Genomic DNA, 13,744 nt, shown 5'->3' with positions numbered 1-13,744 from the left:
ACCGATCGTAGCAAAACGGTGAATAGGAATGATTCTATTCATGGTCCATGCTGGGTGGATTGACGGACACGAACGGCGGTTTAAGATCCTATTGCAATAAGACGAACGTCCGTTTCGTATTTGCAGCCCGGTTCATGAACGTCTACCCCGTGTCCGTCAAGTTGGCAATTCAATGGCAGGTCGACCGATGATTCAGTTGACAGAAGAGCGTACGATCTTTGCACAAAGCGCATGGTATCCTGAAAACCTACTTGATGGGATGGCCGATTTGGTCGTGCTTGCCGACGCTCATCTTGCAAAGACAGGACGTAAGCGATGGTCGATTCGAAACTTCTACGAAGTGGATGAAATATTCGGTCCCAGTCCTCAGAAACGTCGGCTGATCACTTCGTCGCTCTTCTATGCTCCGTCTAACTATCAGATGATGGAGCAGTATCCAGAAAGCGAGTACACGCGGCCACTCGATTTTGCCGATTTACGGAAAATTCATGTGTTGCGAGGGGCCAAGCGAAAACGAAATCAAACGATCTATGAGGCTTACGTTCGCCCCTTCTTGGAACAACCGCCCGAACATTTTGACATCCGCGTTTGTCTACCCAGCAACATGCGTGATGTCGGAAAGGCCTTAGGTGCCAATGGGATTCAAGCCTATGTCATGAAGTCTCCTTCAGTTGGTTTCGCGCCTGGATCATGTTGGAGATACTTGGCGATGGATGATCAACGGTACGAGTACGTTTACGTGCAGGATCTGGATGTCGGGATGCGACGCGCGGTACACCAGCGTTGGCGACAATTGCGATCGCATCCGAAATCCGCTCTTGCTCGACAAGTGCATCAAACCACCAACGAAGGCACGTTCACATTCATCCTCGGAAATAGGTTCGCTGTTCGCCCGATTCGCACTCACGCGATCTTCAATTGCGGATGGCAGCGTGCGATGGTCGGCTACACAACTCTGTGCGTTCTTTGTGAGGATCGCTGGTGTAATTTTTTGGGCGAGCCCAGTTTCGGGAGCGACCAAGGTGATCCGATTTCAACGTATTCCGACAGAATCAACCGGAAAGTCCCTTGGCCAATGGCGAGCGAGCGACGTCGGCGAATCGCTTTTCCGCACTACGGTTTCGACGAACAATTTTTGCAAGAATGCGTCTACTACGAGGCCACGCGGAAGGGTTTGATGCTGAGTATTCTCGAACACGAAAACCCGCATGATCCGATGCAGCGTTTAGACCTTGAAACTCAGCGGCAATTCGGCAACCAAGTCGTTCGGCCCGCAAAACGAGTGCTAAGCATCGCGTGAACAATAAGTGCTGGATTCTTAACGTGGCGTCGACTTTCAGTCGACGTTTCAGGGTTTGGCGACTGAAAGTCGCCACCACTTAGTGTTCCCGCGATGCTAACGCACTGATGGGCAAGAAGCGGCGTCACCTTGCAGCGTTGTGACATGTCTTGACTCGACGCACAGAATCCACCACGGTCGGGTTTCTATCTTGCCTCTCAATGCCTGAGTGTCCGTTATAGACGACTGCGCTACCTTGCAAAAGCTGAAATCGCATTGGCAAAGTCACGAAACGATTCATGCTGATCTCAAGTCAAACAAGGTTCCGATGCATTAATCACTCAGAGGTTATGGTGACCGACTCGATCTCTGAATGCAGGTTCTCACCAAGCACAGAATAACACAACGAATCGGCGCTTTGCGATTAAAGGTACAGGCTCTTTTGAAAGAGCCACTTCCCAGTACCTATCCCGGAGCCCACTCTCATGATCGCTCAATATTCAGATCCTCGTCGCCATTGGCGAACGTTTCCTCGGATCTCATCCCTCGTCGCGGTCGCTTCAATCTTCGTCTTTTCCGCTTTTTCACAGGCCGGTTACACCGTGCTCGGCGGACTGCCGGTGACTCAAGGTCAAATGCGGATCGACGAAGACGACTTGGAGCCGATTCAGACCCGGATGCCTGCAGCCAACCCTTGTTTCACCCTGAAAGAAACACGGGTGGAAACCGAGATTTCGGGCGTCATCGCTCGGGTCCGCGTTTCGCAAGTTTTTGCCAATCCCTACCCCGAGCGTCTGGAAGCCTTGTATGTGTTTCCGCTGCCGGAGAACTCAGCCGTCGATCGATATTCCTTCCAAATCGGCGAACGCGTGATCGTCGGTGAGGTCAAACGAAAAGACGAAGCTCGCCAGGAATACGAACACGCCAAACAATCCGGCCGGAAAGCCGCTCTGTTGGAACAAGAACGCGCCAACGTGTTCTCGCAATCGGTAGCCAACATTCCACCGAGCGGCGAGGTGACCGTGAACATCGAATACGTTCAACCGCTCGAAATCGACGAGGACCGCTACGTTTTTCGTTTTCCGATGGTCGTCGGGCCGCGCTACATCCCTGGAAATCCCGTCACCCGTCCGAACGTCGGCCGCGGATGGGCGACCGATACCGACCAAGTTCCCGACGCTTCACGGATCACGCCCGCCATGCTTCCCGAAGGAATGCGAAACGGCAACGACGTGTTCGTCTCCGTCAAGATCGACGCCGCCATGCCGATCCAGCAAATCGTTCCCGTCACTCATGAACTGGACATTCAACAGCCGTCCCAAACGCACGCGATCGTCACCCTAAAGAACCAATCCACGATCGCCGACCAAGACTTCATCGTGGAGTATCGCTTGGCAGGTCAAGAGAGCACTTTGGCGTCTTTGGTCCATCGCCGAACGGCCGAGGCCGACGGCTACGTGATGTTGGCTCTGCAACCGAAGTGGTCGATCGAGCCGACCGAAATCACCCCTCGAGAAGTCGTCTTGGTTCTTGATACAAGCGGTTCGATGAACGGTTCGGCGATCAGCCAATTGCGTTTGTTCGCCGATCACGTGCTGGATCACTTGAATCCACAAGATGAGTTCCGAATCATCTCCTTCAACAATCGCCCGACCGCGTTTCGGTCCGGGCCGATCATCGCCGACGACGCGAACGTCGTTGCCGGCAAACAGTTCGTTCGCGGTCTGCGTGCTGGCGGCGGAACCGAGTTGCTTTCGGCGCTCCGATTGGCACTTCCCGAAGACGGTGGTGAATCGGCTCGCAACGGTGAATCGGCTCACCCACGTTATTTGATCTTGATGACCGACGCACTGGTGGGCAACGATCATTCCATTCTTGGATACCTACAAAAGCCAGAGTTCCAAGACGCTCGCGTCTTTCCGATCGCGTTCGGTGCGGCGCCCAATGATTATCTAATCAGCCGCGCCGCCGAAATGGGACGTGGATTCTCCATGCAAGTCACCAACCACGATAACGCGCCCGAGATCGCTCGACGTTTCAATGAACTGACTAATCAACCCTACATGACCGATTTACAGATCGATTGGGGAGGACTGGTTATCAAAGATCAGATTCCTTCTCGACTGCCGGATCTTTATGCGGGAAAACCACTGATCGTCTTGGGACGTTACCAACAATCCGCTACCGGGACCGTTACCCTGAAAGGCAATGTTTCAGGACAAAGCGTCCAGATGGGACTGGAACTGGAACTTCCCGAGCAAGAATCCGCTCACGATTCCATCGGCACCGTTTGGGCTCGTCAACGAATTCGCCAAATTTGGAATCGAGACGTCGGACAAGAGACCGCTCAAGGACGTCAAGAGATCACCGAGTTGGGGCTCAAGCATCAACTGATGACCCAGTACACTTCGTTCATCGCCGTGGAAAAGGAACTGACCGAGGCACCCCAAGGTCCATTGCTGACCCAATCGGTCCCGGTATTGATGCCTGAAGGAATGACCGAGCATGCAGCCGGACGAGCATCTTCGGCTGCGGGTTCGTCAAGGGTCGCACCGACTGCTACGTCGCAAACGCAAGCGGATATGGCACCGCCTGTTGTGCCCGGCGCGGCCGGCCCGTCGTCAACGTCGCCGAGTCCGACTGCCGGAACTGGAAACTACTCCGGTGGTTCCGGTGGCGGCGGTCCGATCGGCCCGTTCACCGCTTTGGGCTCCCTCGGTGCTGCGGTGGCGGCCATGATGCGACGTCGAAATGGTCGCCGCGCGGCGGAGCACTCGAAATGAGTATCAACGCAACGACGGTGACGGTGCCCTCATCCGAAGTACTGCCATCGGCAGACAACGAAGGATGGCGCAGCGTCATCAACCTCTGGGGCAACGCCGGACTCCATCGCGTTCCCTTGACGTTATTTTTGTCGATGATTGCCTTGGCCGCGTTCATCTCCCCCAGTCTGACCTCCACGTTGCAACTTGATTTTGCTTCCGTCGCGTCGGGGCAGTGGTGGCGACTGATCACCGGGCACCTGACCCACTACGGTGGCGACCACTTGTTTTGGGATTTGTTGATGTTCGCGGTGTTGGGTGCGGTTTGCGAGCATCAACATCCCCGGTTGTTTGGCGTTTCGGTCATCGTCATGTCGCTAGGTATCTCGGCCACCGTCCTCGCAACGTGCTCCCACGTATCCGCGTACCGAGGGTTGAGTGGGATCGACACAGGACTGTGTGTTTGGTTTATCGTCGATCAGATCCGCCAAAGTCGAGCGAGCCGAGATCGACTCTTTGCAATTCTATGGATCGCAGCGGGGACCATCTTGATCGGCAAGTTGGTGTTTGAATGTGCGACCGGCGAGATCCTATTTGTCGATGCCAACGGTTTCCAACCATTGGTTCAATCGCACCTAGCAGGGGCCACATTCGGTGTCATGTTTGCGAGTATCGCGATCTACGTTCGGCGGCTGAAACGATAAGAATTACTTTGCGGATCTATTTGTCGTAACATGACCAGGAAGATATGAAGACGTCGCAGTAACGAGTTCTCAACCGCATTTTTGCGATCAACGATATCGCGGCTTGGTAAGTCCATCCATCCACCGCGCGGGCATGCGAACCCATCTGTATCGCTTGTTTGCCCAAAACTACTTGACGAGCTTGTTCCGCCTTGAACTTTGCAGCCTTCGGATCCTTTGCGTTTTCAAGGATGGTCGGCACGATCCGGGCGTACTGGTCCTGTTGGTCGAGATCAAATAGCCAATCATTCAAACCGACGTCTCACCGCCACGAAGCGAAACGTCCGATCCTGGCAGGACTTAGGGAATGACCACGTGCCATTCTTTTTGGCCACCGGAGCACCGAATAGATTCGTGAAAATGGCTTCGGTTTGAGACATCGATGGAATTTTGGCTTAGCTCAACGAACTGGTGGGTAGCTCAGTTTTGCCGGCGGGACGCTTGAGTTCCGAAACTGGTGTACACTCAGGGTTATTCTCAGCATGAGTCCTCAACTGGCTCAGTCTAAATGGACGCCACTAAGTTGAACATCAATAAGCAAAAACAAGATGCGAGCACAGCGACTTCTCCAATCCATGCTGATGGTGGCAACTGCCATCACCGCTGCCCCCTACCGCACAGGCTCAGCTGGCCAGGAAGCCTAACATCCTCGTCATCATGGGCGACGACATCGGTATCTATAACCTCAGTGCTTATCACCAAGGCATGATGGGATATGACACGCCGAGTATTGATCGCCTTGCCCGTGAAGGCGGACAGTTCATGTCCTACTATGATCAACAGAACTGCACGGCTACCACTTTACTCGCACCGATATTATTCGACCTTGAAGTGGACCCTTTTGAACGAGCGCAAGAAGGGATGGGCTATGTAGACTGGTGGTACCGTCGCGCGTTCATCGCGGTACCAGTCCAAAACATCGTAGGCAAAACGCTGATGACATTTAAAGACTTCCCTCCTCGACAGAAACCAGCCAGCTTCACAATTGACCAAGCGATGGAAGCCCTCATGCGAGGCACAGCCCCAGGCAGTAAGTGATCAAATGCAATTAAGCACGCGTATAAGTATCTTCGTTTTTTCGTTTTGCACAATGCTTGCTTCGGTAGTAGTCGCACAGGAAATCCTGCCGTTTCCGCCGACTCCATCCGCGTCGTCTCCTGGACTGACAATCCAAGACTCGACCTATAAGAAGCGAATCGAGCCGAAGCGACTGGCCGATTGCTCGCCGAATATTCTCATCATTCTTATGGACGATGTTGGCCCAGCCACGCCATCGACCTATGGAGGTGAAATCAATACTCCGACACTCGGTCGTGTCGCTGGGTTGGGTGTCTCGTTCAATCGTTTCCACTCCACAGCCATGTGCTCACCCACACGAGCGGCACTGCTGACCGGTCGCAATCACACTCGTGTCGGCAATGGTCAGATCGCGGCGATCGCCAACGACTTCGACGGGTTTAGTGGCGTGATACCAAAGTCATCCGCAACCGTCGCCGAAGTGCTTAAGAACTATGGCTATAACACGGGTGCCTGGGGTAAATGGCACAACACTCCGGAAGAGCAAATCACGTCCAAAGGACCGTTCGACTATTGGCCCACCGGCTATGGCTTTGAGTATTTCTATGGTTTCCTCGCGGGCGAGGCATCACAGTATGAACCGACGCTGACCCGCAACACATTACCTGTCACCGAGCATTTTCCTAAGGGCTACCACCTCACGGATGACATCGCGCAGGATGCGATCACCTGGCTGCGCGAACAGAAGGCCTACGCCCCCGACAAACCGTTTTTTATGTATTGGGCACCTGGCGCATCGCACGGTCCGCATCAGGTGATGAAGGAGTGGGCCGACAAGTACAAGGGCAAGTTCGACGACGGCTGGGACAAGTATCGAGAACGGGTCTTCGCCAACGCGAAGGCCAAGGGTTGGATTCCTCAGACCGCACAGCTTACACCGCGTCCCGTTTCGATGGCCTCGTGGGATTCGATTCCTGAAAATGAAAAACCCTTTCAGCGTCGATTGATGGAAGTCTTTGCTGGCTTTACTGAGCACGCGGACTACAACGCGGGCCGTGTCATTGATGAGATCGAACGCCAAGGCAAACTGGATAACACCCTCATCTTCTACATTTGGGGCGACAACGGCTCTTCAGCGGAAGGCCTGTATGGCACTATCAGCGAGCAACTCGCGCAGAACGGGATCCCAACGAAGATCTCACAACACCTCGATGCACTGGAGGAACTTGGTGGGCTTGATGCACTCGGTGGACCGAAGACCGACAATATGTATCACGCTGCCTGGGCATGGGCAGGCAGCACGCCCTACAAATCCACCAAGCTTGTCGGAGCCCACTTTGGCGGCACACGCCAGCCGATGGCCGTCTCATGGCCACAACGCATCAAGGCGGATCCGACGGCGCGGCCGCAGTTCCATCACGTCATCGACATCGTGCCGACGATTTACGAATTGACGAAGATCAAGCTACCGAAAGTCGTGAACGGGTTCGAGCAGGATTCGATCGACGGGGTCAGCATGGTCTATGCGATGGGCGATGCCAAAGCCCCGGGAACGCGCAAGACCCAGTTCTTCGACATCATGGCCAGCCGCGGCATTTATCATGACGGCTGGTTCGCAAGCGCCCCCGGCCCGCGTGAACCGTGGGTGGGCGGAATACCGAAGGGCATCAAGGAATGGTCGCCGCTGACAGACAAGTGGGAGCTGTATAACCTTGACGAAGACTGGAGCCAGGCAAACGATCTTGCTGCCACGAATCCCAAGAAACTTGAAGAGCTGAAACTTCTGTTCTTGCTCGAATCCACAAAGAACAAGAATTTGCCGATCGGTGGCGGCTTGTGGTCCACCGCCATGTTCCATCCCGAGGATGCGCCCGCCTCCGCTCTCACAGAATGGACCTTCGATTTTCCCATCACTCGGATGCCGGAGTCCGCTGCGCCCAAGCTCGGCAAGCAAGACAGTCTGGTGAGTATGGAAGTCGACGTGCCCGAAAAAGCGAACGGTGTGCTCTATGCGCTGGCCGGCTTTTCCGGCGGCATCACTTGCTACGTGAAGGACGGCTACTTGTGCTACGAGTTCAACCTTTTCGAGATTCAACGTACCAAGCTCAAGTCCAAGGACAAACTGCCCCTTGGCAAAGTACAGATTGACGTCGAATCAAAACTAGCAAGCAAAATCGGCGGGCCTATGGATGTCATGCTCAAGGTGAATGGCGATATGGTCGCGCAAGGCCGGGTACCCGCCGCCATGTCGTTGCACTTCACCTCGAATGCGACCTTTGACATCGGTACGGATCTGGATTCTCCCGTCTCGCTCGACTACTTCGATCTATCGCCATTTGAGTTCAACGGCACGATCGGTGCGACGCATATCAAATATCTAAAGAAGTAGAGACCATTGATGAAAACTATTCTTACGTTGCTCGTCGCATTGTGCTGTTTTGCCACCGCTACCATCGCATCAGCGCAAGACGATGGTTCGGTGCTTCCTTTTCCTGCTGCACCGTCGGCAAGTATTGCTGGGCCAACATTGCAGGAGTCTGTCCATAAACGTCGCGTAGAGCCGGACCGCTTGCCCAAAGGCGCGCCTAACGTGCTGATCGTGTTGATTGACGATGCGGGCTTTGGCGTGCCGGACACCTTCGGCGGCTTTGCTCACACGCCTACGCTCTCGAGGCTCGCGAACGAGGGAATTAGTTACAACCGCTTCCATACAACTTCGATTTGTTCCCCGACCCGCGCCGCATTGCTCACCGGGCGCAATCACCAGCGAGTAGGGAGTGGTGCCATCGCCGAGCGTGCTGTGGATTGGGACGGCTACACCGGCACCATGCCGAAGACCGCCGCGACGGTGGCTGAGGTTTTGAAGAACTACGGTTACAAGACATCGGCCTTCGGCAAATGGCACAATACTCCAGCCGACCAGACCACGGCGATGGGGCCGTTCACCTACTGGCCCACCGGATACGGCTTCGAATATTTCTACGGCTTCCTGGCCGGTGAAACATCGCAGTGGGAACCGCGACTTATAGAAAACACGACCGCCATCGAGCCGCCGCACGATGAGAACTATCACCTTACCGAAGACATGGCGGACCAAGGGAGTACTTGGCTAAAGAAGCATCGTGCTTTCTCCCCTGACAAACCGTTCCTGATGTACTGGGCACCCGGCGGCGTTCACGGCCCACACCATATCACCGCATCCTGGGCTGACAAATACAAGGGCAAGTTCAATCAGGGCTGGGACAAGTTGCGTGAGGAGGTCTTCGCCCGTCAGAAAACGCTCGGCTGGATTCCCGCCAACACCGAACTCACGCCGCGCGACGCGACGATGCCCGCCTGGTCAGACATCCCTGAATCGGAACGTGACTTCCAAATTCGTCTGATGGAACTCTATGCCGGATTCTGCGAACACACCGATGCCCAAGTCGGTAAGTTGGTCGACTTCCTCGATTCGTCTGGTCAGCGCGACAACACGATCATCCTCTATCTCTGGGGCGACAACGGCTCTTCGGCCGAAGGTCAGAACGGCTCGATCAGCGAACTCCTCGCACAGAACCAGATCCCCAATACCATCGCCCAGCAAATCAAATCGCTTGACGAGCTAGGCGGACTGAAAGCGTTGGGCGGCCCATTGACCGACAATATCTATCACGCAAGCTGGGCTTGGGCTGGTAGCACGCCGTTCCGTTCTACCAAGCTTGTCGCCGCTCATTTCGGCGGTACACGCAACCCGCTTGTCGTTTCCTGGCCAAAGCAGATCAAGGCAGACAAGACACCGCGTTCCCAGTTCTATCATGTCAACGACATCGTTCCGACGCTGTACGACGTAATCGGCATCAAGGCCCCACAGGAAGTGAACGGGTTCCCACAGGATCCCATCGACGGCGTCAGCATGGCCGCCAGCTTTTCCGACCCGAAAGCGCCGGAGAACAAGCAGGTCCAGTATTTCGACAACAACGGCAGCGACGGCATTTACAAGGATGGTTGGTACGCCTGCACTTTCGGACCGCTCAGTCCCTGGCTGAATGCGCAGCCCGGACTCGACAAGTGGGATTCCTCAAAGGCCGTGTGGGAACTTTACGATCTCACGAAAGACTTTTCACAGATGCACGACCTCGCAAAAGAGTATCCGGAAAAAGTCGAGGAGATGAAGAAGCTCTTTTTGGTACAAGCGAAAGAAAACAATGTCTTCCCAATTGGAGCTGGTATTTGGCTGCGCATTCATCCCGAAGACCGGATTAAGTCGCCCTACACAAGTTGGATTTTTGACGACACCACCACTCGCATGCCGGAGTTCACAGCGCCTGCGTTGGGCAACCATAACAACACCGTGACCATCAACCTCGAGTGCGGGACGGAGGCCAGTGGCGTGCTTTACGCGATGGGCGGCTCCGGCGGCGGACTCACTTGTTACTTGGACAAAGGTCATCTGATGTTTGAATACAATCTCATGATCATCGACCGCTCGATCGCGAAGTCGGTGGAAATGATCGCTCCCGGTACACATACGATCGTCGTTGAGACCGTACTCAAGGCCCCGAAGCCCGGCGCGCCCGCCGAAATCGTACTCAGCGTCGATGGCAAGGAAGTCGCTCGAACCACAGCAAAGATGACTGTTCCCGCTGCGTTCACTGCCAGCGAAAGTTTCGACGTCGGTATCGATCTCGGTTCGACCGTGTCGCGAGATTACTTCGAACGGCGCCCATTCAAGTTTGATGGAAAGATCGGAAGGGTCGAAGTCTCACTAAAGTAAACAAATAGGCTTACTCGCGGCAAAAGTCTCATTTAGGCAGACGCCACAAGTCCTTGCGCCGGGTATCTCGTGATTGATAGAGCGGCCGAACTTCGACTCAGACGGTTACCATAGCAGCGGTTGGTCCACCCGCCAGCTCAGAGACCGAGCGAGTCACGAGAGCTTTCGCTGCCGAGGTCATGAAAATCACGCGTGAGTGGGTTTCGCCATTGGATTCGTTCGGCGGGAAGATAGCCAAGTCGTCATGAATATGCCTTGCTTCCAGCGTCCTCGCTTCTTTGGGGCGGCAGCCGGTTGCCCACGGGATATCGAGCAGTGGAATGATCGCACCGCTGGCGTGTTCCTTGAGCGTGGCCCACTGCTCGGACGTGAAAACCACTTCCCGCCGTTTCCGGTTCGGCCATCATTTGATTTGACGATTCAGTGATCCCGACGATGACAGAAAAAGCAACGTTTTCCCGAGTGGAGCTGAAGAGACTTGAACTCTCGACCTCTGCATTGCGAACGCAGCGCTCTCCCAACTGAGCTACAACCCCGTTTTCGGATCATGTTAATCCTCTCAAACGGCTCGGTCCAGCCGAGCAGAGAACGATTTCGAGTGCTCGGGGGGCTCACGTTTGGCGTTTCGGGCTGCGATTAGCGTAACGGATGCGAGTCGATGCGATCAGGAATACCTTGACGCTCCGATCGAATCGTTTCTATACTCCTGGGCTTCGATCGACGATGGACTGTATTCTCTAACGGCTTGGACCGATTTCCCGATGAGCAACGAACGACGACACGAATTGGAGTCCAACGAACTGGCCTCCGCCCTGGGCAAAGTGAACCAGTCGATCGATCCGTATTCCAAACCCATCGCTGTTGCGGTCGCGGTCGCCTTCGTTGGGATGCTCGGTTGGGGTTTCTACAGCGGCACCCAATCGGATCGCCGCAGTGATGCGACGTTGCAGTTGATCGACGCGTCGATCAGCAACGACAGCGAAACGCTCGCCACCGTGGCCGCTCAGTACTCCGAAACCCCCGCAGCCGCTTGGTCGCGGCTTTATCAGGGCAGTTCGAAAATGGGCGTTGGCATCAACGCTTTGTTCACCAGCCGAGACGAAGCCGAAGAATTGCTCGGCGAAGCCCGAGGGGCGTTTAGCGAAGCGTTAAAGATGAGCAAGGACAGCGTGATCCAGTCTCGCGCCTACTTCGGTTTGGCCCGGATCGCCGAATCCCTGGGGAACGTTGACGAGGCGATCGAGAACTACGAGGCCGCCATCACCGTCGGCGAATCCAGTGCCATGGTCGAGGAAGCCAAGCAGCGGATCGAAACGCTCTCCCAACCAAAAACCCAGGAATTCCTGGTTTGGTTCGGCGAACAAGATTTCTCACCGGCCGATCCCGCGTTGCCTCCGTCGCTGCCCGGTGCCGGTACGCTTCCTGATCTCCCCGATTTGGATTTCTCCGATGTCGAGGAAACGGACACCGCTGAAAAGTCTGAGACGACTGGAAAAGAGATGACTTCCGAGGAAGCTGCCCAAAAAGCCGACGGGGAGGAAGAACCCGTTGGAAGCGAACCGGTTGGAAGCGAACCGGCCGCGCCAGCAATGGAACTCAACGAACCTGCGAAGGAACCTGAGCCAGCCAAGGAGCCTGAGCCCGCCAAGGAATCCGAACCCGCCAAGGAATCCGATGGCGACAAGGCTCCTGAGAAATCTAGCGAGCCAGAGAAGCCTAGCGAACCTGAGAAGGCCGCGCCATCGAAGGAAGAACCCAAGGAAGCCGTCAAGGAAGTCACCGAAAAAGCCGGTGATGCCAAGCCGGCCGAGTCTCCAGCGGAATCCCCCAAGACGGAGACTCCAGCAGCCGAGACGCCGGGCACCGAAACTCCGACTGCGGATGCTGAACCGTCGGGATCTTGAACGCGTCGTCTGAATTCGAGCACGGGCACGAGCAAGGGGCCGCTGAGGACTCAAGTGAGTCGGTGGCTGTTGGAAAGTATGGTCGTCTGCCGGCTAATCCGCTTGAGTCGTCGGGTGAGTTCAACGGCCAGCCGATCCGGCAGTTCGTCGTTCCTGATTCGGCCGATGGGTTACGGATTGATCTGTTCCTAACCCAATGCTGTGACGGATATTCTCGTTCCCAGATTCGTTTGGCGGTCCAAGAAGACGGCGGGGAGGTCGACGGGCGGATCGTTCGGCCGAGTTTCAAGGTCCGCTCGGGCCAAATCGTCCGGTTTCGGTTGCCCGAACCGTCGAGCGATGACACGATTCCCGAGAACATCCCACTGGACATTCTTTACGAAGACGACGGCTTGGTCGTAGTCAATAAGCCGGCCGGGATGGTCGTTCACCCCGCTCGAGGGAATTGGTCGGGGACGCTGACGAGCGCCCTCGCGTTTCGATTTCAATCGCTCTCGGACGTCAACGGTCCGACACGACCGGGCATCGTCCACCGGCTCGATCGGGACACCAGCGGCGTGATCGTCGTTGCCAAGAACAACGCCGTTCACCTGCATTTGGCGGCCCAGTGGCACGACCGCGAAGTCGCCAAAAAGTATATCGCGATTACCGCCGGTCGTCTCGACCGCGACCGGGATTGGATCAACGTGCCGTTGGGAAGGCACCCCTATCAGCGAGACAAACAGGCCGTCCGCGAGAACCACGAATCGAGCAAACCCGCCTCAACTTTCTACGAGGTTCAAGAGCGGTATGGTCGGGTGACCCGCGTCGACGTGGCGCCCAAGACGGGCCGCACGCACCAAATCCGTGTCCACATGGCACACATCGGATGCCCGATCCTGTGCGACCGACTTTACGCAGGCCACGCGACGCTGACTCGGGGCGAATTGATCCGCGCCGCCGGCTTGGACGCCACCCATCGTGGGGTTTGGACGACCGGGCAACTCGGCGAAGTGATTTTGGACCGCCAGGCGCTGCACGCGGCGGAGCTGACGATCGTTAATCCGCAAACGAATGCCGAAATGACCTTTCACGCACCTTTACCCGACGATTTACGGCGTGTGATTGATTTATTGAATCGTTCTGGCGAAACCGAATGAACATTCGTTCGTTTTTTTTGTCCGTTCGGTTATACTAAGCTCTCCGCGTGTGCCTCATCGCACAGACACTCATCCACACGCACATTTCTCCCGAAGTGACTCGTCGTACCAACTTGCCAAATCGACGCGTCGATGCTGAAATGATTT

At 55.6% G+C, this 13,744-nt stretch carries 9 protein-coding genes and 1 tRNA gene; 8 read left to right on the top strand and 2 right to left on the bottom strand.

The features are described 5' to 3' along the window. The first annotated feature begins 187 nt into the window (after positions 1-187). The 6 genes from Pla100_RS16185 (at position 188) to Pla100_RS16160 (ending at position 10,554) form a co-directional block, all read left to right on the top strand. Positions 188-1,300: a hypothetical protein gene (locus Pla100_RS16185; protein WP_146578721.1), complete on the top strand. Its 1,113-nt coding sequence runs from the start codon at positions 188-190 to the stop codon at positions 1,298-1,300. A gap of 464 nt (positions 1,301-1,764) precedes the next feature. Beyond that, on the top strand, positions 1,765-4,062 hold the full coding sequence (locus tag Pla100_RS16180; RefSeq protein WP_146578720.1) for a VIT domain-containing protein: 2,298 nt from the start codon (positions 1,765-1,767) through the stop codon (positions 4,060-4,062). Then, on the top strand, positions 4,059-4,745 hold the full coding sequence (gene rrtA / locus Pla100_RS16175; RefSeq protein ID WP_146578719.1) for a rhombosortase: 687 nt from the start codon (positions 4,059-4,061) through the stop codon (positions 4,743-4,745). Before Pla100_RS16180 ends, rrtA begins: the two co-directional genes overlap by 4 nt. 696 nt (positions 4,746-5,441) lie before the next feature. Continuing rightward, positions 5,442-5,822, top strand: a complete 381-nt coding sequence (locus Pla100_RS16170; protein WP_146578718.1) for a hypothetical protein — start codon at positions 5,442-5,444, stop codon at positions 5,820-5,822. Between the two features lie 52 nt (positions 5,823-5,874). Beyond that, the gene (locus tag Pla100_RS16165; protein ID WP_146578717.1) at positions 5,875-8,190 is read left to right on the top strand and encodes an arylsulfatase; all 2,316 of its coding nucleotides are present in this window, start codon (positions 5,875-5,877) and stop codon (positions 8,188-8,190) included. A gap of 9 nt (positions 8,191-8,199) precedes the next feature. Then, positions 8,200-10,554 carry an arylsulfatase gene (locus Pla100_RS16160; RefSeq protein ID WP_146578716.1) on the top strand — a complete coding sequence of 785 codons (2,355 nt, stop codon included), beginning with the start codon at positions 8,200-8,202 and terminating at the stop codon, positions 10,552-10,554. Positions 10,555-10,651: 97 nt separating this feature from the next. On the opposite strand, the gene Pla100_RS16155 is transcribed toward Pla100_RS16160, so the two are convergent. Next, entirely contained in the window at positions 10,652-10,933 is a 282-nt protein-coding gene (locus Pla100_RS16155; RefSeq protein ID WP_146578715.1) for a hypothetical protein, read from the bottom strand. Between the two features lie 84 nt (positions 10,934-11,017). Beyond that, positions 11,018-11,090, bottom strand: a tRNA-Ala gene (locus Pla100_RS16150). A gap of 225 nt (positions 11,091-11,315) precedes the next feature. On the opposite strand from Pla100_RS16150, the gene Pla100_RS16145 reads away from it, so the two are divergent. Then, on the top strand, positions 11,316-12,458 hold the full coding sequence (locus Pla100_RS16145) for a tetratricopeptide repeat protein (protein WP_197167986.1): 1,143 nt from the start codon (positions 11,316-11,318) through the stop codon (positions 12,456-12,458). A gap of 134 nt (positions 12,459-12,592) precedes the next feature. Then, positions 12,593-13,597, top strand: coding sequence for an RluA family pseudouridine synthase (locus Pla100_RS16140; protein ID WP_146578836.1), 1,005 nt, complete (start codon positions 12,593-12,595; stop codon positions 13,595-13,597). Positions 13,598-13,744: the final 147 nt, after the last annotated feature.

Source organism: Neorhodopirellula pilleata (assembly GCF_007859915.1).
Lineage (GTDB): Bacteria > Planctomycetota > Planctomycetia > Pirellulales > Pirellulaceae > Rhodopirellula > Rhodopirellula pilleata.
The sequence above is the reverse complement of the archived record's forward strand: the minus strand, read 5'-3'. Positions and strand labels throughout refer to the sequence as shown.